This is a genomic window from Streptomyces umbrinus (genome assembly GCF_030817415.1).
GTDB lineage: Bacteria > Actinomycetota > Actinomycetes > Streptomycetales > Streptomycetaceae > Streptomyces > Streptomyces umbrinus_A.
In genome coordinates this window covers 6,200,494-6,224,380 of sequence record NZ_JAUSZI010000002.1, presented here as the reverse complement: position 1 = coordinate 6,224,380, position 23,887 = coordinate 6,200,494, and the positions used below count along the sequence as shown (strand labels likewise).

20 protein-coding genes and 1 pseudogene are annotated in these 23,887 nt (G+C 72.2%); 6 read left to right on the top strand and 15 right to left on the bottom strand.

Annotation, left to right across the window (positions count from 1 at the left end; all coding sequences use genetic code 11):
• Window positions 1-4: 4 nt before the first annotated feature.
• A complete protein-coding gene (locus QF035_RS27310; RefSeq protein WP_307523225.1) occupies window positions 5-1,369 on the bottom strand; it encodes a hemolysin family protein in 1,365 nt (454 codons plus the stop codon).
• A 278-nt stretch (window positions 1,370-1,647) separates the two neighbouring features.
• Here QF035_RS27310 and QF035_RS27305 point away from each other — a divergent pair, with 278 nt between their 5' ends.
• Window positions 1,648-2,073 (top strand): hypothetical protein, encoded by a 426-nt coding sequence (locus tag QF035_RS27305; protein WP_307523224.1) that lies wholly within the window; start codon window positions 1,648-1,650, stop codon window positions 2,071-2,073.
• A 77-nt stretch (window positions 2,074-2,150) separates the two neighbouring features.
• Here the strand turns inward: QF035_RS27305 and QF035_RS27300 are convergent, their stop codons facing one another.
• The 5 genes from QF035_RS27300 to QF035_RS27280 all read right to left on the bottom strand — a co-directional run bounded on the left by QF035_RS27300 (window position 2,151) and on the right by QF035_RS27280 (window position 7,119).
• Complete coding sequence (locus tag QF035_RS27300) at window positions 2,151-2,852, bottom strand: DUF4232 domain-containing protein (protein WP_307523223.1); 702 nt, start codon at window positions 2,850-2,852, stop codon at window positions 2,151-2,153.
• A gap of 300 nt (window positions 2,853-3,152) precedes the next feature.
• Window positions 3,153-4,391 carry a cation:proton antiporter gene (locus QF035_RS27295; protein WP_307531449.1) on the bottom strand — a complete coding sequence of 413 codons (1,239 nt, stop codon included), beginning with the start codon at window positions 4,389-4,391 and terminating at the stop codon, window positions 3,153-3,155.
• Window positions 4,392-4,396: 5 nt separating this feature from the next.
• Window positions 4,397-4,882, bottom strand: coding sequence for a cation:proton antiporter regulatory subunit (locus QF035_RS27290; protein ID WP_307523222.1), 486 nt, complete (start codon window positions 4,880-4,882; stop codon window positions 4,397-4,399).
• Window positions 4,883-5,097: 215 nt separating this feature from the next.
• Entirely contained in the window at window positions 5,098-6,516 is a 1,419-nt protein-coding gene (locus tag QF035_RS27285) for a flotillin family protein (RefSeq protein ID WP_307523221.1), read from the bottom strand.
• An 87-nt stretch (window positions 6,517-6,603) separates the two neighbouring features.
• Window positions 6,604-7,119, bottom strand: coding sequence for a hypothetical protein (locus QF035_RS27280; RefSeq protein WP_307523220.1), 516 nt, complete (start codon window positions 7,117-7,119; stop codon window positions 6,604-6,606).
• Between the two features lie 469 nt (window positions 7,120-7,588).
• On the opposite strand from QF035_RS27280, the gene QF035_RS27275 reads away from it, so the two are divergent.
• Window positions 7,589-8,680: a PucR family transcriptional regulator gene (locus QF035_RS27275; protein WP_307523219.1), complete on the top strand. Its 1,092-nt coding sequence runs from the start codon at window positions 7,589-7,591 to the stop codon at window positions 8,678-8,680.
• A 14-nt stretch (window positions 8,681-8,694) separates the two neighbouring features.
• Here the strand turns inward: QF035_RS27275 and QF035_RS27270 are convergent, their stop codons facing one another.
• The 3 genes and pseudogenes from QF035_RS27270 to QF035_RS27260 all read right to left on the bottom strand — a co-directional run bounded on the left by QF035_RS27270 (window position 8,695) and on the right by QF035_RS27260 (window position 13,293).
• Window positions 8,695-10,173 carry a serine/threonine-protein kinase gene (locus QF035_RS27270; RefSeq protein ID WP_373466979.1) on the bottom strand — a complete coding sequence of 493 codons (1,479 nt, stop codon included), beginning with the start codon at window positions 10,171-10,173 and terminating at the stop codon, window positions 8,695-8,697.
• Window positions 10,174-10,419: 246 nt separating this feature from the next.
• A complete protein-coding gene (locus QF035_RS27265; protein WP_307523217.1) occupies window positions 10,420-11,415 on the bottom strand; it encodes an FkbM family methyltransferase in 996 nt (331 codons plus the stop codon).
• A gap of 41 nt (window positions 11,416-11,456) precedes the next feature.
• Window positions 11,457-13,293: pseudogene (locus tag QF035_RS27260) on the bottom strand (glycoside hydrolase family 15 protein).
• 151 nt (window positions 13,294-13,444) lie between these two features.
• On the opposite strand from QF035_RS27260, the gene QF035_RS27255 reads away from it, so the two are divergent.
• The gene (locus QF035_RS27255) at window positions 13,445-14,314 is read left to right on the top strand and encodes a hypothetical protein (RefSeq protein ID WP_307523216.1); all 870 of its coding nucleotides are present in this window, start codon (window positions 13,445-13,447) and stop codon (window positions 14,312-14,314) included.
• Window positions 14,315-14,344: 30 nt separating this feature from the next.
• Here the strand turns inward: QF035_RS27255 and QF035_RS27250 are convergent, their stop codons facing one another.
• Complete coding sequence (locus QF035_RS27250) at window positions 14,345-16,381, bottom strand: AfsR/SARP family transcriptional regulator (protein ID WP_307523215.1); 2,037 nt, start codon at window positions 16,379-16,381, stop codon at window positions 14,345-14,347.
• A gap of 320 nt (window positions 16,382-16,701) precedes the next feature.
• Between QF035_RS27250 and QF035_RS27245 the strand changes: the two genes are divergently transcribed.
• Entirely contained in the window at window positions 16,702-17,589 is an 888-nt protein-coding gene (locus QF035_RS27245) for an alpha/beta fold hydrolase (RefSeq protein WP_307523214.1), read from the top strand.
• 89 nt (window positions 17,590-17,678) lie between these two features.
• A complete protein-coding gene (locus QF035_RS27240; protein WP_307531447.1) occupies window positions 17,679-18,722 on the top strand; it encodes an ABC transporter substrate-binding protein in 1,044 nt (347 codons plus the stop codon).
• A 237-nt stretch (window positions 18,723-18,959) separates the two neighbouring features.
• Here QF035_RS27240 and QF035_RS27235 read toward each other — a convergent pair whose 3' ends face one another.
• Both QF035_RS27235 and QF035_RS27230 read right to left on the bottom strand, forming a co-directional pair.
• Window positions 18,960-19,976, bottom strand: coding sequence for a PP2C family protein-serine/threonine phosphatase (locus QF035_RS27235; RefSeq protein WP_307523213.1), 1,017 nt, complete (start codon window positions 19,974-19,976; stop codon window positions 18,960-18,962).
• 166 nt (window positions 19,977-20,142) lie between these two features.
• A complete protein-coding gene (locus tag QF035_RS27230; RefSeq protein ID WP_307523212.1) occupies window positions 20,143-20,547 on the bottom strand; it encodes a nuclear transport factor 2 family protein in 405 nt (134 codons plus the stop codon).
• Window positions 20,548-20,770: 223 nt separating this feature from the next.
• On the opposite strand from QF035_RS27230, the gene QF035_RS27225 reads away from it, so the two are divergent.
• Window positions 20,771-21,196, top strand: a complete 426-nt coding sequence (locus QF035_RS27225; RefSeq protein ID WP_307523211.1) for a luciferase domain-containing protein — start codon at window positions 20,771-20,773, stop codon at window positions 21,194-21,196.
• Between the two features lie 8 nt (window positions 21,197-21,204).
• On the opposite strand, the gene QF035_RS27220 is transcribed toward QF035_RS27225, so the two are convergent.
• The 3 genes from QF035_RS27220 to QF035_RS27210 all read right to left on the bottom strand — a co-directional run bounded on the left by QF035_RS27220 (window position 21,205) and on the right by QF035_RS27210 (window position 23,798).
• Window positions 21,205-22,311, bottom strand: a complete 1,107-nt coding sequence (locus tag QF035_RS27220) for a HoxN/HupN/NixA family nickel/cobalt transporter (protein ID WP_307523210.1) — start codon at window positions 22,309-22,311, stop codon at window positions 21,205-21,207.
• 139 nt (window positions 22,312-22,450) lie between these two features.
• Window positions 22,451-23,299, bottom strand: coding sequence for a L,D-transpeptidase (locus QF035_RS27215; protein WP_307523209.1), 849 nt, complete (start codon window positions 23,297-23,299; stop codon window positions 22,451-22,453).
• Window positions 23,289-23,798, bottom strand: a complete 510-nt coding sequence (locus tag QF035_RS27210) for a SigE family RNA polymerase sigma factor (protein ID WP_307523208.1) — start codon at window positions 23,796-23,798, stop codon at window positions 23,289-23,291. Before QF035_RS27210 ends, QF035_RS27215 begins: the two co-directional genes overlap by 11 nt.
• Window positions 23,799-23,887: the final 89 nt, after the last annotated feature.

Genomic DNA, 23,887 nt, shown 5'->3' with positions numbered 1-23,887 from the left:
GTGCTCATCGGGACTCCTCCACGGCCTGGCGGGCAGCGTCACGCGTGGACTCGGCGGCCGGCTCGTCGGCGGCCGGTTCGGTGATGCGGACGCGGTCGGCGCGGTGGTGGTCGACGTCGAGGACGTCGAGACGCCAGCCGTCGAGGTCCAGCGCGTCGCCCTCGGCCGGGATCCGGGCGAGCCGGGTGGCGACCAGTCCGGCGACAGTCTCGTACGGACCCTCCGGCGCCCGCAGGCCTATCCCGGCGAGCTCGTCGATCCGTACACCGCCGTCCGCCTCCCAGACCGCGCGGCCGTCCGGCGACGCGGGGGCGGGCAGCAGGTCGGGCACCTCGACGGGGTCGTGCTCGTCGCGCACCTCGCCGACGACCTCCTCGACGATGTCCTCGACCGTCGCCACACCCGCCGTGCCGCCGTACTCGTCGATGACGACGGCCATGGTGCGGGCCGTCCGCATCCGCTCCAGGAGCCGGTCGGCGGGCAGGCTGTCGGGCACAAGGAGCGGGGCCGTGGCCAGCTCGGTGACGGGCGTGACGGCCCGCTTGTCCGGCTCCAGGGCGAGTACGTCACGGATGTGGACCGAGCCGACGACCTCGTCCAGGCTGTCGCGGTAGACCGGGAAGCGGGACAGCCCGGTCGCGTGGGTGAGGCTGGCGGCGTCGGCGGCCGTGGCGCGCGACTCAAGGGCCCGTACGTCCACGCGCGGGGTCATCACGTTCTCCGCGGTCAGCTCGCTCAGGTGCAGCGTGCGGACGAAGAGCTCCGCCGAGTCCTGCTCAAGGGCGCCCTGGGCGGCCGAGTGCTGGGCCAGCGCCACGAGCTCCTCGGGGCCGCGGGCGGAGGCCAGCTCCTCGGCGGGCTCCAGGCCCATGCGGCGTACGAAACGGTTCGCGGAGTTGTTGAGGTGATGGATGAACGGGCCGAACGCGGCCGTGAACCCGCGCTGCGGACCCGCGACCACCTTGGCGACGGCCAGCGGGCGCGAGATCGCCCAGTTCTTCGGCACCAGCTCGCCGACCACCATCAGGACGACGGTGGAGACGACGACACCGAGCACGGTCGCCACGGACGAGGCCGCGCCACCGAGGCCCGCCGATTCCAGGGGCCCCTTCAGCAGCGCGGCGAGCGACGGCTCGGCGAGCATGCCGATCACCAGCGAGGTGACGGTGATGCCCAGCTGGGCCCCGGACAGCTGGAGCGTCAGCCGCCGTACAGCCTTCAGCGCGCCGTCGGCACCCCGCTCGCCCGCCTCGGCGGCCCGCTCCAGGTCACCGCGCTCGACGGTGGTCAGCGAGAACTCGGCCGCCACGAACACGGCACAGGCGAGCGTCAGCAGCAGGGCGAGCAGGAGCAGCAGGATCTCGGTCACCGTGCCACCCCCGCCCCGTCACGCACATGTCTCGGGCCGGGAATGGCACGGCTGGTACTGGGAGGTTCACCCATCGCGGAACCTTCGCTCCTTCTCGCACTAAAGGTCGTATGACGCGCCCTGACCGGACACGTCCCACCCAGTGTAAAGGAATCGCAAAGTAGCGTCGGGAGCAGCGGGGAGCGGCGCAGGCGGGGTGGCCGGGGAGCCGCCGAGGATCGGGCCCGCTCCCGGAAAACGCGTGTCGCCACAGGGGCGCGGATGCCTACGGTGAGGCCGTGCACCAGCACCGAAGGCGGGACCGCAGGCCGTCCGCCCGCCGGAACCCCCGGCCGGCGGACCCGCCGAAGAGCCTTCCCGGCCTGGATCTCACGGGAGCCGATGTCGTGATCGTCGGCTACTTCTCCGCCAAGCAGAAGGACTTCGCCCTGCGCATGGACGCGGCGGCCGCCGACCTGACGGCACGCGGCGCCCGGGTCGTGGGCCGCGTCGTACAGCGCCGGGGCGTCTCGGACGGCGGGGTGAGGAGAATGACCCTCCCGTACTCCTCCCGCACCCTGCTCAGCTCCGGAAAGACCCGCGAAGTGGCCGCACTCCGCGAGGAGTCGGGAGCGGACGCGGTGGTCTTCCTCAACGCCCTCACGGAACACCAGCGCCGGGTACTGACGGAGACGTTCGGGTGCCCGGCGGTGAGCCTGTCGTAGGGCCCGGCGGTCGGCCCGGTCGCTGCCGTGCGGGCCGCGGGCCGAGCCGGTCTCGTACGTACGAGGGGTACGCGGCCTCAGCCGACCCTGGTCGCGGGGCCGATCCGGAGCTTGCCGGACGAGCTGCCGTCCGTGACCGGGAGGGTGCCCGCGGGCCAGGCGACGCGGACGTACTTCGTCTCGTTCGGGGGCGTGACGAGGATGTCGGTCAGGCGGACGCCGGAGCCGCCGGAGTTGTTGTAGGGGAACGTGATGTTGAAGGCGGCGGAGTCGCCGTTCTTGAGGACCGCCGGGTAGACGGGCTCGCCGTTGCGCTCGACGGAGAGGGTGGAGCCGTCGGCGGCCTTCAGGTCGACGCCCGCGTATCCGTTGATGGAGCAGTCGCGGCCGCCGGCGTTCTTGAGCTGGACGGTGACGACACCCTCCTTCTTGTCGGTGGTGTTGTCGGCGGCGTTGACCTCCAGCTCGTCGGTGCGGCAGATCGATGCCTTGCCGCCTGATCCCGTACCCGTGCTGCCGCCCGTTGCGGTGTCACCGGCGTCCGATCCGCCGGAGGAGCCGTTGGAAGAGCCGCCTGAAGAGCCGCTGTCCGAGCCGGTGGTGCCGCTGTCCGAGCCGCCCGTCTCCTTCGCGGTGGACGAGGCCGAGGAGGACGGAGCGCCCGACGGCGTGTCGCCGGCCGTGTCGTCGTCACCGCCGCCGCACGCCGTGAGCGTGAGGGCGGCGGCGAGGCCGAGCGTGGCGAACAGGGTCGTGCGGCGGGCGTTCGAGAGGCGCATTGGGTGTCCTTGCGTGGAGGCCGTGAGGCGTGATCGTTTCCGAACTGCCTCCAGGAAACGGGGGTGGTTGGGGAGCGGGCAAGGGCGCTCGGGCAGCGCGGGACGCGGGAATGCTTTCACCGCCTCCGACCTGCGGTAACACCATCTGCCTGGAACGGTTGGGCGGGACGGCTGCGGGTGGGGTGAGGGGGTGCGTTGTCGGGTGCGGGCCCAGTGGGGGCTTGTCGCGCAGTTCCCCGCGCCCCTTAAAGGCAAGGGCTACCGCCCCCACCCACCCGCAGGTGTCCGTCAACCCGGTGGTTACTTCTCGGCGGGCGCGTCGGGGCTTGGGACCAGGTCCCGGTCCTGGGGCGTCTCGGCGATCGTGGGGGCGGACTGGCGTGACCGGCCGGTGAGGCGGGTGGCGATCGGTTCGGTGAAGCGGGCGGTGAGGGGGCCGATGATGACCAGGATGAGGACGTAGGCGGTGGCCAGGGGGCCGAGTCTGGGTTCGATGCCGGAGGTGACGGCGAGGCCGGCGATGACGATGGAGAACTCGCCGCGGGCGACGAGGGTGCCGCCGGCCCGCCAGCGGCCCTTGGCGGAGATCCCGGCGCGTTGGGCGGCCCAGTAGCCGGTGGTGATTTTGGTGGCGGCGGTGACGAGGGCCAGGGCGAGGGCGGGGAGCAGGACGGGCGGGATGCTGGCGGGGTCGGTGTGCAGGCCGAAGAAGACGAAGAACACGGCGGCGAACAGGTCGCGCAGGGGGGAGAGCAGGCCGTGGGCGCCCTCGGCGACCTCGCCGGACAGGGCGATGCCCACCAGGAACGCGCCGACGGCGGCGGAGACCTGCAGTTGCTGGGCGACGCCGGCGACCAGCAGGGTCAGGCCGAGGACCACCAGCAGGAGTTTTTCGGGGTCGTCGCTGGAGACGAAGCGGGAGATGTGGCGTCCGTAGCGGACCGCGATGACCAGGACGAGGCCGGCGACGCCGAGGGCGATGGCGAGGGTGGCGCTGCCCGCCGCGATACCGGCACCGGCGAGCAGGGCGGTGATGATGGGGAGGTAGACGGCCATGGAGAGGTCTTCGAGGACCAGGATGCTCAGGATGACGGGGGTTTCGCGGTTGCCGAGGCGGCCGAGGTCGCCGAGGACTTTGGCGATGACGCCGGAGGAGGAGATCCAGGTGACGCCGGCCAGGACGACGGCGGCGACCGGGCCCCAGCCCAGCAGGAGGGCCATCGCGGCGCCGGGCAGGGCGTTGAGGGCTGCGTCGACCAGTCCGGCGGGGTACTGGGTCTTGAGGTTGGAGACCAGGTCGGTGGCGGTGTATTCCAGGCCGAGCATGAGCAGCAGCAGGATGACGCCGATCTCGGCGCCGATCGCGACGAACTCCTCGCTGGTGCCCAGCGGCAGCAGCCCGCCCTCGCCGAACGCGAGCCCGGCCAGCAGGTAGAGGGGTATGGGCGAGAACTGGAACCGACCGGCGAACCGGCCCAGCAGCCCCAGGCCCAGGATGATCGCACCGAACTCGATCAGGAACGTCGCGGACGAGTGCACTGTGCTCACTCCCTTCCGAGTATCTCGGCGGCCGTCTCGACGCCCTCGCGGGTGCCGATCACGATGAGGGTGTCGCCACCGGCCAGCCGGAAGTCCGGCGTGGGGGACGGGATGGCCTCGGCCCGGCGCAGCACCGCGACGATCGAGGCTCCGGTGTCCGTCCGCATACGGGTGTCGCCCAGCAGCCGGCCGTTCCAGTGCGAGGTCGACGACAGCTCGATCCGCTCGGCCACCAGGCCCAGTTCGGTGGTGGAGAGCAGGTTCGGGCTGTGGTGCGCGGGCATCAGCGCGTCGATGAGCGCCGCCGATTCTCCTGCGGAGAGCCGTACGGAGAGGGCACAGGCGTCCGGGTCGTCCGTCCGGTACGCGCTCAGTGTCCGGCCGCCGTCCCGGTGCGCGACCACCGACAGGCGGCGCTGTTCTCGTGTCGTCAGGTCGTACCGCACACCGATTCCCGGCAACGGCGTACTGCTCAGGCGTGGAGTGCCCATGACTGGTCCCCTGTCCGGTGTCCGGCGTCGATCTCGCTGTGCGTTCACCCTACGGCGACCTGCGGATCGAGTCCGGCCGCGGCCCGGCGGGGGTTGACCGCGCAGTTCCCCGCGCCCCTGAAGGACAAAAGCCAGGGGCGCAGCCCCGCCTTCAGGGGCGCGGGGAACTGCGCGACCAGCCCCCACTCACCCGCAGCCGAACTCAACCCGTACCGTCACTCACCAACTTCGATCTTCCCGTTGGCCTCCACCGCGACAGCGCCCTGCTTCGGCGCAGTGATGCTCTTGAGCAGCTCGGCAAGGTCAACCCCGGTCGTGGAACTGAGGAGTTCGACCCCCTGGGCCACGTTGTCCGCGACAGTGCGCGACAACTGGCTCGCCCCGTCCGTCGAGATCACCGTCATCTTGTCGATGGCACTGAGCGGCTCGGACGCCTTGGCGACAACCTGAGGCAGCACCTCGACAAGCATCTGCAGTACGGCCGCGTCGCCGTACTGGGCGAACGCGTCGGCCTTCTTGCGCATGGCCTCGGCCTCGGCCGCCCCCTTCGCACCGATGGCCGCGGCCTCCGCCTCACCCTCGATGCGTACGGCGTCGGCGAGCGCCGCGCGGTGTGCCTTCTCGCCCTCGCCGGTCAGCCGGGAGCGCTGGGCGTCCGCCTCGGCCTCCTTGACCTGGGCGATACGCCGGGCCTCGGCCTCCTGCTCGGCCTGGTAGCGGGCGGCGTCGGCGGGCTTGCGGACCTTGGTGTCCAGCTCGCGGTCGGTCAGCGCGGCCTGCCGCTGGGCGACCTTCTCCTGCTCGGCGAGGACCTCCTGCGAGCGGGCGGCCTCGGCCAGCGGGCCGGCCGCCGCGGCACGGGCCGCCGCCTCGTCCGTCTCGGCCTTGATCTCCGCCGTCTTGAGGGCGAAGGTCCGCTGGGCGATCGCGATCTCCTCCTCGGCCTTCAGCCGGGCCTGCTCGGCGGCGCGCCGGGCCACCGCCTCGGCGATGTCGGCCTCCTGCCTGGCGCGGGCGGCCTCGGGCCGGCCGAGGTCCTCCAGGTAGGAGCCCTCGGTGGTGATGTCCTGGATCTGGAAGGCGTCGAGCACCAGGCCCTGCCCGGACAGGCTCGCCTCGGCCTCCTCCGCGACCTGCCCGGCGAACGCGGCACGGTCCCGGATGATGTCCTCCACCGACATCCGGCCCACGATGGAACGCAGCGCGCCGGACAGCACCTCCTGGGTGAAGCCGACGATGCCGTCCTGCTGCATCAGGAACCGCTGGGCCGCGGCGCGGATGGAGTCCTCGGTCCCGCCGACCTTGACGATGGCGACACCTTCGAGGTTCGCCTTGACGCCCCGCAGCGTGACCGCGCCGCGCACCGAGATCGGGATGTGCCGCGAGGACAGGTCCAGGGTGAACTTCTGCTGGACGAACGGCACGACGAAGACACCGCCGCCGACCACGACCTTCTGGCCGCTGTTGTCGGTGAACACCCGGCCGGTGTCCGGATCGGTGGACTTCTTGCCGCGCCGGCCGGTGACGATGAACGCCTGGCTGGGCCCGGCCACCTTGTAACGGGTGACGACGACGAGCGCGAGCAGCACGAGGAGTACGACGACTCCCACGACCGCGACGAGAACTGGACTCATGGTGGATTCCCCCCTGCCGCCCCCGGCGGCAGTTCAGTACGAGTTACGAGTGGTACGAGCGGTACGGGTGACGGAACGGACAGGGCCTCAGCGCTGGACCGGCCTGACCGCCACCGACGTCGGTGACAGCGACTCCTCGACCCAGATCTCGGCACCCCGGGCCACCGGCTCGGGGCTCTTCGCCGCCAGCTTCACCGGCTGGCCCGCGAGATACACGAGCACCTCGCCGTAGCCCTCGGCCGGGATCGGTGTGACGACCGAGCCCGAACTGCCCACGAGGTCGGTGCCGCGCGGGGTCGCGGACGGCTCGTCCCGCATCAGGGACCGGCTGAACCGCCAGGTCAGCCAGCCCGCGCCGGCCCCGGCGCCGATGCCCACCGCGGTGGCGGCTCCGGCGCCGAGCCCGGTCGTGCCGAGGACGAGCGCCCCGCCGAAGCCGAGCATGGAGACGAACCCGGCGATGACCGGCAGGGAGAGCAGGCCGTCGAAGAGCCCGTCCAGGAAACCGGTCCCGCCGAAGAGCCCCTCGAGTACGCCGTCGAAGACCAGCGTCAGAGCCAGCAGGACGATCCCCGCGATGCCGAGACCGAGAAACAGAGTCACCGGTCCACCTCCCCCACCTGCGCCGGTCACCTCGGCCAACGGGCATTGTGCCAACTTCGTACACGTGTGCACATTGCCGTGACCTGGCAGTCTTTACGCGTTCTTGACGCCGTGCCGACACCGTACGCGGCACTCGTGTTCGAGCGCTTCGCCGACCTCCGGCATCAAGAACGCGTAAAGGTTGCCGGAATCCGGCAATGCGCCGGACTCCCGTCCCGGGTCACGATGGTCCGGCAGAAACGGGGGAGCACGGGGGACGGATAAGGGCCCCGGTGCCGGACACATCGTCGTGAGACGACCGGCGCCGGGGCCCAATCCCTTGCCTCGCCCCGAACTCGCCCCGAAACTCCTCCGAACATCCTCCGAACGTCCTCCGTGGTGAGGGGAACCGAGATCACGCATGGACCTGCCGTCTTCCGGCAGTGAGCCCCTCCCCCACGGGACCGCGCTCCGCCCGTATGCGCTAGAAATGCGTCAACGGCTCATCAGGAAAACGGGGGTGCGGATGGCGGCGGGGCGGGACATACCCGAGGAGTATCTGGAGGGGTATGGGCGCATCCTCGCGGACGCCTCCGCGACCGGCCGTCGGCTGACGCGCGACGAACTCGACTCCCGCCGGGCCCTGGGCGAACGGGCCGCCGAGGCGGGCTACGGACTGCGCGCCCTCGTCGGCGCCCACCTGGCCGCCGCCCGCCTCCACTGGCCGGCCACGGCCGGCGAGAGCACGCTCGCCGCCGTCGAGCAGGCCGTCGACGCCTTCGCCGAGGGCTACGAGCGGGCCCAGCTCCTCGCCGTACGCCAGGAGGAGGCCGCCCGCCGGGAGTTCATCGACGACCTTCTGCACGGCCGCAGCGACCTCGGTCTGCTGGCCGAACGCGCCGAACGCTTCGGGCTGCGCCTCTCGCACGCACACGCCGTCGCCGTGGCCCAGGGCCGGGCCTCGTACGACGAGGGGGACGCCGTGCCCCGCGATGTGGAGCGCTCCCTGATCAGCCGGTTCGGGGACCGCAGCATCCTCGTGACCACCAAGGACGGGCGTCTGGTGTGCATCGCGCCCGGCGACCAGGACGACGTGCTCGACTTCTTCGCCAAGCAGGCGTACGCGGCCACCGACGGCGGGCGCGTCGCCATCGGCCGGTCCCAGCCGGGGCCCGGCGGGGTCGTCCACTCGTACGAGGAGGCGCTGAACGCCCTCGACCTGGCCGACCGCCTGGAGTTCGACACCCCCGTGCTGCGCGCCGCCGACCTGCTCGTCTACCCCGTGCTCACCCGGGACCGGCAGGCCATGGCCGACCTGGTCCTCAGTGCTCTCGGACCGTTGCGCCAGGCCCGCGGCGGGGCGGAGCCGCTTCTCGACACCCTCACCGCGTACTTCGACTCCGGCTGCGTCGCCGCGGAGGCGGCCCGGCGGCTGTCGCTCAGCGTCCGCGCGCTCACCTACCGGCTGGACCGCATCCACACGCTCACCGGCGCGAATCCGGCCGATCCGGTGCACCGGTACACACTGCAGACGGCCGTCATCGGGGCGCGGCTGCTCGACTGGCCTGAGAAGGACTTCTAGCCGGAGCAGGACTTCTAGTCGTCGCCGTATCCGCCGTCGTCGTCATCGTCCCCCTCGCCGTACTGCGGCGGCGGCTGCTCCTGTTCCTGCTGCTTCGGCGGGGCCTGCTCCTGCTGTTTCTTCGGCTTCTCCTCCTCGGTCTCGGCCGGGGTCGGCGTGGCGGCCGCGGTTTCCGTGAAGGAGGGGGACGCGGGAGGCTCCGCGTTGACACCGGGCTCGGGTGTGGAGTCGGGCGCCCCGGTCCGGGCCACGGTTCCGGCGGCCGGCACCTCGGTCTTCTCAGGGCCGGTGGACGACGAACCGTCCTTCAGCCCGTTCCCGGTCTCCGCCGAGGTGGTGTCCGGCGAGAACATCTTCATGCCGGCGAGCACGGCCAGCACGAACAGCACCGCACCGGCGAGGATGCCGAACACCCGGGGCCGACGACGGGCCATCGCACCGACCCCGCCACCCGATCTCGCAGCCCCGTTCGACCGTGTCCCGCCCGGTCTCGCGCGGCGCGACGGCGTGGGTGGCGCGGAGTCGGCCGCGTGAGCGTGAGCGCCATGAGCGGCGTGGGTCTGGTGGGCGGAACGGGCGGGCTGCGCGGACTGGGCGGCGGTCGGGGGCAGCCGGTACATCGTCGGAGGCCCGGTCTCGGCGCCTCCCGACTGCGGCGGCCGGGAGGCGTACGACGGCGAGGCGGAGCGCGATGTGGTCCTCGTGTCCGACGCCACGGGCAGCGGCTCGGCCAGCCCCCGCCACGCCCCCGTGCCGAACCAGTCCGCGACCTCCTGGGCCGAGGGCCGGTCCTCGGGCTGCTTGGCGAGGAGGCCGAGGAGGTAGTTCTCGAAGGCGGGCGGCAGTTGGACACCGTGCTCGCGGGGCGGCACCGGGGCCATGTCGATGTGCTGGTGCAGGGTGACCGTGGCGCTCTCGGCGTGGAACGGCGGGCGCCCGGTGAGGAGTTGGTACAGCACGCAGCCCAGGGAGTAGACGTCGGAGGCGGCCGACGCCGGTCTGCCGAGGGCGCGTTCGGGGGCGAGATAGAGGCTGGTGCCGACGATCTGGCCGGCCGTGGTGAGCGCCGAGGCCGGGTCGTCGACGAAGCGGGCGATCCCGAAGTCACCGATCTTCACGGTTCCCTGGGCGTCCGAGAGGAGGTTGCCGGGCTTGATGTCCCGGTGCACGATCCCTTCCCGGTGCGCGGCGGCGAGCCCGGCCGCGGCCTGGGCGGCGACGGTGGCGACCCGCTCGGTCCCGAGGCTGCCCGCCGCGGTCAGCTCCTGCGCGATGCTCTGGCCCTCGACGAGTTCCATGACCAGGTAGAAGCGGTCGTCCCAGGCGCCGAAGTCGAACACGGCGACGACGTAGGGGTGGCTCAGCCTGGCCGCCGTCTGCGCCTCCAGCCGGAACCGGGCGGCCGCCGCGCTGTCGGCCTCGTCCCCGAGCAGCAGCTTGACCGCCACCTCACGCCCGAGCACCTCGTCGGTGGCCTGCCACACCTCCCCCATACCGCCGCGGCCAATGGATCCGTGCAACCGATACCGCTCCGCGACGAGCACCAGCGAATCATCCTCAACAACGCAGAAGGCCAACACGACGACCGCGAACGGCACTTCATGCGATGCAGAAGCGCGCAGGTGGGGGGATCCGCAGCAGGGGCCAGCCTACCGACTCGCGGCCACCCCCGACGCCCCGTCAGGGGCGCGGGGCGGTGACATCCTGCGGCTCCGCCGCGTGGGCGCGTCCAGCCCAACTCAACTCTCAGCAGCCCCACTTGCCTCAGGCCGCACCATCACACAGTCGAACTCCACAACCCTCCCGGTGGCCGGCTCCCGAGTGACGGGATACATCCCGGTCACCCCGAACCCCGCGGCCTCGTACGCGGCGATCGCCTCCCCCATCAGGGGACTCCCCTCGTACAACCGCAACGCCGCAACCTCGGACTGCATCCCCACGAACTCGGAGATCCGGTCCCCCGCCCCGGCGAACACCTCCATGTCGAAGCCCTGCGTGTCCATCTTCAGATACGGCCGGGGGTCCTCGATCCCCTCCAACGCCTTCTGCATCACGTCGTCGAGCCGCCGGATCTCGATCTCCTCGGTACGCCCCTTGGCGAACCGCTTGTACCGCTCCTTGCCGTACTCGCTCGGCGGCAGCAGGGAGTTCATGGACTTCCAGTCGATGTGGATGGACTGCACGGCCTCCTCACGCCCGAGCGCGAAGTTGTAGACCTGCCAGTCGGGATCGTTCTCGGCGGACTGCTGCAGCTTCTCGAAGGTGACGGAGACCGGTTCGAAGGAGACGATGCGCCCCTTGTAGCCGAACCGCCGGAGCCCCTTCCCGTACTGCCCGATATTGGCCCCCACGTCGAACACGCAGTTCACGCGGTTCAGCTCCAGCAGCGCGGCCACATGCTGGGCACCGAGATAGTGGGCGGCCCCGAGCTGGAACTCCCGTTCCGCCTCGGCCGACACGGCCTCGTCGAGGAGGAGCCGCGCCCCGGTGGCGCCGAAGGGGACGCTCGTCGCCTTCCGCCCCTTGGCTCCGCGCCCCACCAGCCACGTATCGGAACCCACCGGGGTGACGGCGTAGCGCCCCTTCCCCTCGGTGACCAGATGGGCGCCCTGTCCCACAGGGACGCCCGTCCGGTCACCCCGCCGGAACACGACGGCGGCGCCGGGGCCGAGATCGAGCACCTTCACACCTATACGGGGAAGGAACGTGAGCAGTCTTCTGTAAAGGGTCTGCATCCCGCCAGCCTCGCAGAAGACGCCTTGGATTCACCGGTACTTTACGGAACAAGTTTTCGTGCGTGACGGGTCGCGTGCCCGTCCAGTTCGTACGCCACCCGGATCAGCGGAACGTGCGTGAACGCCTGGGGGAAATTGCCCAGCTGGCGGCGGGCGAGAGGGTCGTACTCCTCGGCCAGGAGACCGACGTCGTTGCGCAGGAGCAGAAGGCGTTCGAAGAGGCGGCGGGCGTCGTCCTCGCGGCCGGTCAGGAGCAGGGCGTCCGCGAGCCAGAAGGAGCAGGCGAGGAAGGCACCTTCGCCGCCGGTGAGGCCGTCGGAGGTCGCGGCCCCGCCCGTGCTCGTGGCTCCCGCGGCACCGGTCGAGTAGCGGCTGACCAGGCCGTCGTCGGTCGTGAGCTCGCGTTCGACGGCGGCGACCGTGCCGATCACCCGCGGGTCGTCCGGCGGCAGGAACCCGGTCCCCGGGATGAGCAGCAGCGCGGCGTCGAGCGCGCGGGAGCCGTAGGACTGGGTGAAGGTGGCGCGGGCCGGGTCGAAGCCCCGCTCGCAGACCTCCCGGTGGATACGGTCCCGGACCTCGCGCCAGTGCGCGACGGGCCCCGGGCGCCCGTGCTCCTCGGCCAGGCGGACGGCCCGGTCGAAGGCCACCCAGCACATGACCTTGGAGTGGACGTGGTGGCGGGGTTCGCCGCGCGTCTCCCACAGGCCCTGGTCGGGGCGGGCCCACACCTCCTCCAGATGGTCGAGCAGGGCCTGCTGGAGCGACAGGAGGTGCCGTTCGGGACGCAGTCCGGAGCGCACGGTGAGGGAGAGGGTCTCCATCAACTCGCCGGGTACGTCGAGCTGTTGCTGGGCCGCGGCGCCGTTGCCGATCCGTACCGGGCGGGAGTTCTCGTACCCGGCGAGCCAGTCGGCCGTCCACTCGGTCAGCCGGCGTTCACCGCCGATGCCGTACATGATCTGGATGTCCTTGGGCCGGCCCGCCCACCGCCCGTTCCAGCCAGCCGCGCCAGGCCTGTGCCTCGGCGGTGAAGCCGCTGCGCAGCAGGGCCTCCAGGGTCATTCCGGCGTCGCGCAGCCAGCAGTAGCGGTAGTCCCAGTTGCGGACGCCGCCGGGCTGTTCGGGGAGGGAGGTGGTGGGGGCGGCGACGATGCCGCCGGTCGGCTCGTAGGTGAGGGCCTTGAGGGTGATGAGGGAACGGACGACCGCGTCACGGTAGGTGCCGTCGTACGAGAAGGGGCGCAGCCACTGCTCCCAGTACTCCTCGGTGCGGCGCAGCGCGTCGAAGGGGTCCACCGGGTCGGGGGCGGGCAGGTGGGAGGGCTGCCAGGTCAGGACGGAGGGGATCCGTTCGCCCGCGGTGACCGTGAAGTCGGCGGTGTGGGCCTCGCCCTGTCCGGTCAGCGCGACGGGCGTGGTCAGCCACACCGACTCCGGGCCCGCGATGCCCGTCAGCTGCCCGTCCACGCGGTGCATCCAGGGCACGACGCTGCCGTACTCGAAGCGCAGCCGCAGGTCCATGTGCAGGTCGACCGTGCCGGAGTGGCCCTCGACGATGCGTACGACGCTGGGGGCGCCGTCGCGGCGCGGCATGAAGTCGACGACGGTGGCCCGGCCGGTGGCGGTCTCCCACTCGGTCTCCAGGACGAGGGAGTCGCCGCGATAGCGACGGCGGACCGTCACCCCTTCGTCGGTGTCCGCGTCCGCCGGGGCGATCAGCCAGCGGCCGTTGTTCTCGTCGCCCAGCAGCGCCGCGAAGCAGGCGGGCGAGTCGAAGCGCGGCAGGCACAGCCAGTCGAGGCTGCCGTCGCACCCGACGAGGGCGGCGGTGAGCAGGTCTCCGACGAGGGCGTAGTCCTCGATCCTTCCCGGCATGGTGCAAGTGTCCGCGCGGCGGGGGACGGAGGCATCTCGAACGGGCGGAATGCCTCACCCGGTCGGACCGGTGCGCTGGTGGGCGGTACCGACCGGTGATGCGGTGGGGTGGAGTTCCCACGCCCGCCGGAGCCGTAGGAGGCATTCCGCGATGACCCGTCCGCCCGGACCACTCCGTCCGCTCCGCCTCTCCCGTCGTCGTACGGGCCACGCTGTCGTCCCGGCCCTGGCGGCGGCCGCGCTGCTGACGACGGCCGGGTGCTCGGCCGGTGACGGCGCCGGTTCCGGGGCGGCGGCGAAGGGCGACGCGGCGGTCTCCGCCTCGCCCGTGGCCGCCGGACAGGCCCCGTCGCCGTCCCCCTCGGTCACGGTCGCCCCCACGCTCACCGAGGCGCAGGTGAAGTCGGCGCTGATCTCCAACAAGGACCTGGGCAAGGGCTGGAAGCCGACCCGGGGCGGGGCGACCTGGCGGGACGCGCTGCTCAAGGGGAAGACGGACATCGCCGAATGCCAGCGGCTGCTCGACGGCCTGTACGCGGAGGACCTGCTGGGCGAGCCGGCCGGGGCCCGCGCGGTCAGGGGCCTGGACGACACCGACGACGGGGCGCAGGTGCGCTACCAGGTCGGGGCGTACGACCGGGCGGCGCTGGACGCGTCGCTGGCCTGGCTGAAGGAGGTGCCGGGCAAGTGCGGCCAGTTCACGGCCACGGACGTCAGGGGCGGCGAGTTGTCGGTGCAGGTCGCCGCCACGCCCCTGCCCGGAGTGGGCGAGGCCCGCGAGAGCCTGCGCATGAAGGTGTACGGCGAGTCGGGCGGCTCACCCGCCGTGCTCACCCTGGACTTCGCCGCCGTACGGGTCGGCGACAGTGCCCTCTCCCTCACCAACGGCGGCCTCGACGGCGTCTCCGCCAACTCCACCCGGCAGGCCGCCCAGCTCGGCACACAGCGACTGCAGGACGTACTCGCCGGAAAGAAGCCGGCGGCTCGGCCGGCGAACGAAGAGGCTGACGCGGAGGGCTGAGCCTTCGGGCCTGCTCGGCGCCCGTCGTCCCTAGTCGGCGAGGTATCGCTCCACCGGTCCCAGGGTGAGCAGTCCGCTGCCCGCGCCCGCGAGTTCGGCGGCAGCCGGGCGCAGGCGGGTGCGGGCGCGTTCCAGTACGGTCCGGTCGTCGAGGCGGAGTGCGGCTTCGGCCTCCAGGGCGCAGTAGGCCTCGTACAGGAGGTCGTGCGGAGGCTCCGGAAGGGCGCGCAGGGCGGTACGGGCCTCGGTGTGACGGCCCTCGGCGATCAGCGTGAACGGTTCGGCCCAGGGGCGGTGCGGGCCCCAGTCCGCCCGGGGGTCCGGGTCCGGCGGGAGCCCGTGGGTCAGGCGCAGGCAGAGGAGCGCGAGCGGGAGGAGGCCGCGTTCCAGGCCGGGCATGCCGGCGCCGTCGAGGCGGGCCGCGGCGGCACGGCAGGCGGTCTCGGCCCGGGCCGGCTCTCCGGTCGCGCTGAGCCGCAGGGCTCCGTACCAGTCGGTGAAGACGCCCACCAGCGGCAGTTCGTGGCGTTCGGCGAGGCGGTCCGCGGCGGCCGCGTGGGTGTCCGCGGCAGCGAAGTCGGCGAGGGCCGCGCGGGCCTGGAGGCGGATGAGCCGGCCGAGGACCTCGTAGGTCACCAGGCCGTGGCGCGCGGCCAGTTCGACGAGTTCCGCGCCGATCGCGTCCCGTCGGGGGGCGAGACCGGCCCGGGTGAAGGACTGCATGAACGTGCCGTTGAGGGCGAACGCCAGCAGCGCGGGGTCGTCGAGGCGGCGGGCGAGCGCCTCGGCCTCGCGGGCCGCCTCGGGGCCGCGCGGGCCGGTCGCTCCGCGGATCTCCAGGGCGACGGTGGCGAGCAGGCGGCAGCGGGCCGTGTCGTGCGGGCCCGTCGGCAGCGCGGTGAGCGTGCGTTCCGCCACGGCGACGATGTGCTGGGCCGCCGCCGGGTCGTCTGCGCGGGTCCAGATCGCCGGGACGTCGTACGCGCCGATGACTCGGGCCGTCAGTTCCGGGTCCGCGAACTCCTCGGCCGCGGTGATCGCCGCCGTGCGGTGGTGGCGGGCTTCCGCCAGGCCTTCGCCGCCTGTGACCGCGAGGTTTCTGATCAGGCCGACGGTGGATTCGAGGCGGACGCGGCTGCCTTCGGCGACTGTGCGGTCGTAGGCCTTGGCTGCTCTTGTCCATAGGTCGGCTGTTGTTGTGGGTTGTGTGTTGGGTGCGGGTGCGTGGGGGCTGGTCGCGCAGTTCCCCGCGCCCCTGGGTGGGTGGGGCTGGGCGGGGTCGTGCTGCGGAGCCCCGCCGGGTCGTAGGTCCAGCGCCGGGGCCTGGGTGAGGATGTCCGATTCCAGGTGGCGTAGGGCTTGGCCCGGGTCCAGGCCCAGTTGGTTGACCAGGACTTCTCTGGCTCGGCGGAGTACGGCGAGGGCGTCGCCCTGGCGGTGTTGGCGGTAGAGGGCCAGGGCCAGCAGGCGCCAGGCGTCCTCGCGCCAGGGGTGGTCGGTGAGGTGGGCGTCGAGGTCGGGGACCGCGTCGGCGGGGCGGCCGAGGGCGAGGTGGGCCTCGGCGCGCCGTTCCACGGCCTGGAGGCGGAGTTCGGCGAGGCGGGCGCGTTCGCCGCGGGACCAGTCCTCGTCCGCGAACTCGGCGTAGGCGGGGCCCCGCCACCACCCGAGGGCCTCCTCCAGGGTGGCGAGGGCCCCCGGGGCGGGCAGGCCGGCCGCGGTGGAGAGGGCCGTCTCGAAGCGCCAGGCGTCCACCGTGTCCGGATCGGTCCGCAGCGCGTATCCGGGCCCGTCGGTGACCAGCAGCCGGGCGGGCGCCCGCGGCGGACGCTCCGGCTCCAGTACGCGGCGCAGCGCGGCCACGAACGTCTGGACGGCTCCCACCGCACCGGGCGGCGGATCGGCCCACAGGTCCTCGACCAGCCGGGCCACGGGCACGACCCGACGCCGGGCCACGATCAGCCGCGCCAGCACGGCCCGGTGCCGCGGCCCCTTCAGCGCGAGCGGGTCCCCGCTGTCAACGGCGGCGACCGTGGGCCCGAGCACCCCGAACACAACCCGCACCATCCCGACCGCCGACCTCTCCTCCCCAGGTATTCCCAGGCCACGGTACGCCGCCCACCCGGCCACTGATCGCCCGCTGATTCACACCCACCAGGCTCAGACCACGGCCGTCACACATACGGCCCGGCCGCGCCCACCAGGGGCGCGGGGCTGTAAGACATGCGGCTCCGCCGGGCCCGTCAGGGGCGCGGGGAACTGCGCGACAAGCCCCCACCGGGCCCGCACCCGACACACCACGACCAGCCCCACCCACCCAGGGGCGCGGGGAACTGCGCAACCAGCCCCCACGCACCCGCAGACAACACACCCCCCGAAAGGCCCCCATGTCCTCCACGCCCCCGGCAATCCCCGGCTTCACCGAACACCGCGTCCCCGTCACGCCCGACGTCACCCTCAACACCGCCATAGGCGGCACCGGCACCCCCGTGATCCTCCTGCACGGCTTCCCCCAGACCCACCTGATGTGGCGCCACGTGGCGCCCAGGCTCGCGACGGAGCACACCGTCATCTGCCCGGACCTCCGCGGCTACGGAGCCAGCGACAAACCCGCCGACCCCGACGGAACGACGTACTCGAAGCGCACGATGGCCGCCGACGTGATCGCGCTGGCCAGAGCACTGGGGCACGAGCGCTTCGCGCTGGTCGGCCACGACCGTGGCGCCCTCGTGGCGATCCGGGCCGGTCTCGACCACCCGGACAAGGTCACCCACCTCGCCTCGCTGGACGTCCTGCCGACCCTCGACATGTGGGAGGTGATGCGCGGAACGTCGGCCGCGGTCGGCTTTCACCTCTACCTCATGGCCCAACCGCCCGGCCTGCCCGAGCAGTTGATCGGCGCGAGCCCCGACGCCTTCTTCGGCCACTTCCTCGACGTCTGGACGCGCGACCCGGCGGCCGTGCCGCCGGAGATCCGCGCCGCCTACCTGGCGGCGTCCCGCGCGGCCGTCACCTCGATCGTCGCCGACTACCGCGCCTCCGCCGGGATCGACGTCACGCACGACCGGGCCGACCGCGAGGCCGACCGCCGACTGCGGATGCCGGTGACGGTCCTCCAGCAGGACTGGGGCAGCGCCCTCGGTTTCGACGCCGCCGCGCTGTGGTCCGCGTGGGCACCCGACCTGCGTCATACGACCGTCTCCTGCGGCCACTTCATGGCGGAGGAGGCTCCGGACGAGGTGGTCAAGGCCGTACGGGACCTGCTGACGCGGTGAGATCGGGGCGCCCCGCGAGGGCCGCGAGAGCCGCCGCCGAGGTGGACGCAGGGCTGCCGGCGGCGCGGAAGTTAGGTTAGCCTGCCCTAATTAAGTCAGCCCCCTCCGGCCCGGACCGTGTCTCCCGTCGGCGCCTGCTCGCGGCCGGCGGCGCCCTCGCCCTCGGCCCCCTGCTCGCCGCCTGCGGCGACGGCACCGACGACGGAGACGAGTCCTCCCGGTCGGCCGGGGACGGCGGCGGCCCCTGGTCCTTCAAGGACGACCGCGGGCGGAAGGCCGAGACGGACAGCGAGCCGAAGACACTCGTCGCGTTCGTGAGCGCGGCCGCGGCACTCCACGACTACGGCATCGAGTGCAAGGGCGTCTTCGGCCCCACCGAACCGATCGACGGAAAGCCCAATCCCCAGGCCGGCGACCTGGACGTGTCGAAACTGACCAGCCTCGGCACGGCATGGGGCCAGTTCAACGTCGAGAAGTACGCGGCCCTCAAGCCCGACCTCCTGATCAGCAACATGTTCCCGCCGCCCGACCTCTGGTACGTCCCCGAGGAGAGCCGCAAGAAGATCGAGGCCCTCGCGCCCTCCGTCGGCATCAGCATCGCCCGGACCTCGCTCCTCAACCCGCTGCGCCGGACCGCCGAACTCGCCGAGTCCCTCGGTGCGGACCTGGGTGCCAAGAAGGTCACCGACGCGAAGGCCCGCTTCGACAAGGCCTCCGAGACCCTCCGCGAAGCCGCCGGGGCGAGCGGCGGGCTGAAGGTCATGGCGATGACGGGGGACGCCGACCAGATGTACGTGGCCGTCCCCGACTCGTACAGCGATCTCAACTACTTCAAGGACCTGGGCGTGGAGTTCGTCGAGGGGAAGAAGTCCGACGAGTGGGGCTTCTGGGAGTTCCTCAGCTGGGAGAACGCCGACAGGCACCACGCCGACCTCATCATGATCGACAACCGCTCCACCGCCCTCCCGCCCAAGGAGCTGGCCAAGAAGCCCACTTGGCGGCAACTGCCCGCGGTGAAGGCGGCGCAGACCACGCCGTGGTCGATGGAGGAGCGGTTCAGCTACGCCGGTTTCGCCCCGGTGATCGAACGGCTCGCGGCGGCGGTGAGGAAGTCGAAGCGGCTGGACACGTAACCACTCACTCCATCAGCACTCGAAGGACCCCGTCAGTACTCGCAGAACCCCGTCGTACCCGTCGTCCCCCGTCGTACCCGCGGGAAGGGAGCAGCCGGTCATGGACAAGCGCACGCCCCGACTCGGCGACGTCCAGGAGACGTTGCTCATCCCCCTCTACGCCCGTGCGGTCGAGACGCGCAAACCGCGCGGCATGCTCAGGGACCCGCGGTCCGTGGAGATGGTCGACGCCCTGGACTACGACTTCTCCCGTTTCGACGGCGCGAAGAGCCTGCTCGGGGCGAACCTTCGCACGCTGCTCTTCGACCTGTGGGTACGGAACCTCCTGGAGCAGCACCCCTCGGGCACGTCGATCAGCGTCCCGGTCCCGTCGCCCGCGAACACGGCCGGAGGCAGATGGCCCGCGCCGGCGAGCGCGGCCGTCCCGCGGGCCGGGTCGACACGGGCGAGCAGACAGGTGGCCGGCCGGCGCGTGCCGTCCTCGGAGAAGGCGGCGTCGAGGCGGCGCAGCACGCGGTGCGGGGGCAGATCGGCGGAGGCGACGTACCGGAGCATCGAGCGGTACGCGTTCATGTCGACCGCGGCGTCCAGGCCGTGCCCCATGACGTCGCCCATGACCAGCAGGGTGCGGCCGTAGTTCAGCCGTACGGTCTCGAACCAGTCGCCGCCGACGAGGGAGCCGCCGCCGACGGGCAGATAGCGGGTGGCGAGGTCGAGGTTCGGATGCGGGCGGCCGGGCTCGGCGAGGAGGGCGCGCTGGAGCTTCATCGCGGTGCTGTGGACGGCGTTGTGGCGGCGGGCGTGTCCGATGTGGACGGCGGCGAGGCGGGCCGCGTAGTGCATCGCGGCGGTCTCGTGGTCGACGAAGGGGCGGCCGGTGCGGACCGCGAGGAGCACCCCGTACAAGCGGCCGTGCGCGAGCATCGGCATCGAGATCGAGCGGCGGGGCACACCGCCCGACACGTCGTCCGTCGTGGTGATCGGATACCCCTCGTCCAGGGCCCGTACGGTCAGGGACGGTTCTCCGTCGTGGGCCTCGAGCAGCTCCCTGGGCCCCACCGTGGCGGCCCGGGTCGGCGCCGGGTCGCTCGCGGGCCGCGTCGCCGGCACGTCCTCGCCCAGCAGGTCCACGGCGACGGCCTCGCAGCCGTGCCGCCCCAGGGATCCGACCAGTTCGGCGCAGGTGGTCCGCTCGTCGAGGGTGGTCCCGATCGACTCGACAGCCTCCTCGACCATCCCGACCGGTGCCGGCACCCCCTCACCAGGCCGCTCCACCAACCCACCTCCGCCGCGCTGTACCCGTACGCCGGTACGCCCGTCGGCGCACCCGGACAGCCATACCACCAGCTTTCGGGACGTGTCGGTCGCTGGCGCGCGGCGGCGGGGCACACCGGGACGGTGTGCCGGTGCCCGCCCGGCGCTACTGCTCGTCCCCGAGCGGGAACGAGTGGTGCTCGTGCGCCACGGTCCAGCGGCCGTTCTCCTTGCGCAGGCCGAGGGTGAGGCGGAGGCGGGTGCCGGGCGCGGCGGCCAGTTCCTCCGGGGTGCCGCAGCGCAGCAGGGCGTGGGCGAAGGCGACGTCCGCGCCCGCGGTGACGTCCAGGGAGACGAGGTCGAAGGAGGCTCCCTTGGCCTGCCACTCGAAGAACGGCGGCCAGGTCGCGCGGTACGCGTCCAGGCCACGGACACCGTCCTGCGGGGGCGGTACGTCGAACATCACGATGTCCTCGGCATGGTCGGCCAGGACCGTGTCCAGGTCACCGGCGTGCACCGCCGCGGCCCACCGCTCGATCAGCTCCCGGATCAGCTCTTGGTCGTTCTTCATGACGGCCTCCTTCTCTGCGGACTGTTTCTCCGCGGACTGTTTCCCTGCGGCCCGCTGCTCTGCGGGCGCCTTCTCCGGTGAGGACCGCTCCGTGCGCGGAAAGTCATCGCACCGGGCTCATTCGGCCCCAGGTCCGGATCATCGGGTGACCGGGCGTGCGGGGGGAGTAGTCGCAAGTGGATGGGGGTGGTCCTTCAGGTGAAGCGTGCGCGAGTATGGGGTAATGACCGCGGCCCATCGCGCCATGGCTCTCCTGGAGACCTGGCCGAACCTGGTAAGTGGCCCGCCCCGGTGCACCGTTGGGCAAGCCTTCGCTTCGGCGGGACACGAGATCGTCCACTTCCACTCCGACGACTCCGCCGACCTCTACCTCACCCGCACGGCCGTCGAACGCCTGCTTCCCCAGCTCGCGCACGCCAGCGCGATCAGGGTCCGCCCCGGCGCCTCCTGGATCACCGTGCTCCTCGACTGCGACGCGGACGTCCAGCTCCTGCTGGGCCTCGTGAGCGTCGCGCTGAAGGAGCACGGCGCGGTCACGCCCCGCCGTCCGTCACCACCGTGCGACTGGGAGCGGCCACCGGTGGCCCCCGGACCACGCCCGGGAGCGGCCCGCCGCATGGTGGACCGACTCATGCCACACGCCCACTGACCGGCCCCTCACTCGGCCGGCTGTTCCGTCGGCGCGCGCAGCCCCGCCGTCCACTTCTCCTCGATGCGGCCGACCCGCCACACCACCAGAGCGAGCGCCCAGGTGGCGACGAAGAGCCCCACGATCGCGAACCCGACGACGTTCAGGTCGATTCCGGCCACCGAGTCCCAGAACACGCCGTGCAGGGAGAAGCGCTCGGCGAGCAGTCCGAGGAGTTCCACGGTCCCGATGAGGAGCGCGACCGCGACCGACAGACCCGTGACGGTGAGGTTGTAGTAGACCTTCCGTACGGGCTTGGAGAACGCCCAGCCGTACGCGAAGTTCATGAACGACCCGTCGATCGTGTCGAGCAGCGACATGCCGGCCGCGAACAGCACGGGCAGGCACAGGATCGCGTACCACGGCAGTCCGGAGGCGGCCCCGGATCCGGCGAGCACCAGCAGCGCGACCTCCGTGGCGGTGTCGAAGCCGAGCCCGAACAGCAACCCCAGCGGGTACATCTGCCACGGCTTGGTGATGGACTTCATGACGCGGCCCAACAGCCGGTTCAGGAAACCGCGGTTGTTCAGCCGGTCCTCCAGCGCCGCCTCGTCGAAGTGCCCGTGCCGCATCTGCCGGAAGACCTTCCAGATCCCGGCGAGGACGACGAGGTTGACGGCGGCGAACACGTACAGGAAGACCCCGGAGACCGTCGTGCCGATGAGCCCCGTGACGCTGTGCAGGGTGGAACCGTCGTCCCGTACGGGCCCCGCGACCGCCTTCACGCCCAGCGACAGCAGGAACGCGAGCGCGAACACGACGCTGGAGTGCCCGAGCGAGAACCAGAACCCGACCGACAGCGGCCGCTGTCCCTCGGCCATCAGCTTGCGTGTGGTGTTGTCGATCGCGGCGATGTGGTCCGCGTCGAAGGCGTGCCGCATGCCCAGCGTGTACGCGGTGACGCCGATGCCGATCCCGAAGGACTTCGTGCCGATGCTGTAGTGCTCGGGCGCCACGATCGCGACGAGTGTGAACCAGCCGATGACGTGCAGCGCCACGATGAAGGCGGCCATCCCGCCGACCCGGACCCACTCCTCCCGGTTCAGGGAGGCACGCCAGGAGGAGAGGGTGGTCATGGGTTCGCCTTGCCTTACGTCCGGTGGAGCCGCCTCCCCACCCTCACCGCGGGACCACCGCACCTGCAACTAATGCGCGGTAAAGGGCGGACCAGGTCTTGCCCCGGATACGACCGGCAACAGGGAAAGCCGACAGGCTTCAGGGTGTCGCGAGACCGCGCTCGGTCGGGGGCGTCTCCAAGGCACCCGGCTCCGTCGGCGTCGTCGTCATGGCCCCCGAATCCGGGTACGGATCCGGATCCGTGCCCGTGCCTCCGGACGTCTCCTGCGGGGCCGACCCCACCACCTGGACCACCGATCCCGGCTTCAGCGCCTCGTACAGCCACATCGCGTCGTCGCGCCGCAGGCCGATCACACCGCCGGTGCGGTCGTAGTTGCCGGGTGCCTTCTCGTCCCAGGTGAGGGCGAGGAGGTAGTTCGTACGGTCGTCGGGGGTGCGCAGCCTCATCACCCAGGTCCCCTTGACGTCGTACCCGTTCCAGCCGGCCGAGTCACCGGGCACCGTGGCCGCCCGGTACTTGGCCGTGACCGTCATCAGGCCGGTCGGCGTCGGTGTCTTGAGCGACCCGGAGGAGATGGGCAGGGTCCGTCCCTCGACGGACATCTCACGCCGGCCGAGATCGACGGTGGCGGCGACGGCCACCGGACTGGCCTCGCCCTCGGCGGTGGCCGGGGGTGTGCGCGCGGTGTAGCTCGCGGCGGGCGGGGTCGATCCGGCGTCCCGCCCACCCGTGAGGGCCACGGTCAGGACCAGCGCGAGGGCTCCCGCGGCCATGGCACCGGCCGCGGCGAACGAGACCTGCCGCCGGCGACGGCGACGCCCCGCGCGACGACGGATCTCCGTGCCCGGAACCGGTACGGGCGTCTCGTGGTCGTGGGCCAACTCGCGCAGCGCGGTGGCCAGTTCGGTACCACCGGAACCGGCGTCGGGGCCTTCGACGGGGCCGTCGAATCCATGCGTGGTGCCGGGCGTGAGCTCATCGGACACGGTCGTCCTCCCTCTCACCCAGTTCGTCGGCCTCGCCGAGCCGCCGCGCCAGCGCCGCCCGGCCGCGGGACAGCCGGGCCTTGACCGTCCCCACGGGCGCACCGGTCTCGGAGGCTACCTGCTCGACACTCAAGTCGCACAGATGGTGCAGAACGACAGCCATGCGCTGTGCTTCGGGCAACTCGCGCAACGCGCCCACGAGCGCGGTCCGTTCGGGACCGGGACCGGGGGTGTGCTCGGGCGGCGGATTGCGGCGCACCAGTTCCAGCCAGCGCCGTGCCCGCCGCCACCGGCTCACCGCGAGCCGCATCGCGACCGTACGCACCCACGCCTCGGGCGCCCCCTCCGCGAGGAACTCCCGCCGCCGGTCCCAGGCACGGACGAACGCCTCCTGGACGACGTCCTGCGCCTCGCCGTGGTCCCCGGTGAAGGCGTAGAGCTGCCCGGTCAGCCGGGGGAACGCCGCGGCGTAGAACCCGTCGAACTCCTCCTCGGTCATACCCCCCGCCCCGCCCCCTGCCGCTGTCGTCGCCGCTGTCGTCACAGTTGTCGTCGCCGCTGCCCTCGCCGCTGTCTTCGGATGCCCGT

Excerpts from the sequence above, each read along its gene's own strand:
- QF035_RS27220 (WP_307523210.1), bottom strand. The coding sequence starts at position 22,311 with ATGACCACCCTCTCCTCCTGGCGTGCCTCCCTGAACCGGGAGGAGTGG.
- QF035_RS27275 (WP_307523219.1), top strand. The coding sequence starts at position 7,589 with ATGCGTCAACGGCTCATCAGGAAAACGGGGGTGCGGATGGCGGCGGGG.
- QF035_RS27245 (WP_307523214.1), top strand. The coding sequence starts at position 16,702 with ATGTCCTCCACGCCCCCGGCAATCCCCGGCTTCACCGAACACCGCGTC.
- QF035_RS27225 (WP_307523211.1), top strand. The coding sequence starts at position 20,771 with ATGACCGCGGCCCATCGCGCCATGGCTCTCCTGGAGACCTGGCCGAAC.
- QF035_RS27210 (WP_307523208.1), bottom strand. The coding sequence starts at position 23,798 with ATGACCGAGGAGGAGTTCGACGGGTTCTACGCCGCGGCGTTCCCCCGG.
- QF035_RS27250 (WP_307523215.1), bottom strand. The coding sequence starts at position 16,381 with ATGGTGCGGGTTGTGTTCGGGGTGCTCGGGCCCACGGTCGCCGCCGTT.
- QF035_RS27270 (WP_373466979.1), bottom strand. The coding sequence starts at position 10,173 with ATGGGGGAGGTGTGGCAGGCCACCGACGAGGTGCTCGGGCGTGAGGTG.
- QF035_RS27300 (WP_307523223.1), bottom strand. The coding sequence starts at position 2,852 with ATGCGCCTCTCGAACGCCCGCCGCACGACCCTGTTCGCCACGCTCGGC.
- QF035_RS27255 (WP_307523216.1), top strand. The coding sequence starts at position 13,445 with ATGACCCGTCCGCCCGGACCACTCCGTCCGCTCCGCCTCTCCCGTCGT.
- QF035_RS27290 (WP_307523222.1), bottom strand. The coding sequence starts at position 4,882 with ATGGGCACTCCACGCCTGAGCAGTACGCCGTTGCCGGGAATCGGTGTG.
- QF035_RS27285 (WP_307523221.1), bottom strand. The coding sequence starts at position 6,516 with ATGAGTCCAGTTCTCGTCGCGGTCGTGGGAGTCGTCGTACTCCTCGTG.
- QF035_RS27230 (WP_307523212.1), bottom strand. The coding sequence starts at position 20,547 with ATGAAGAACGACCAAGAGCTGATCCGGGAGCTGATCGAGCGGTGGGCC.
- QF035_RS27265 (WP_307523217.1), bottom strand. The coding sequence starts at position 11,415 with ATGCAGACCCTTTACAGAAGACTGCTCACGTTCCTTCCCCGTATAGGT.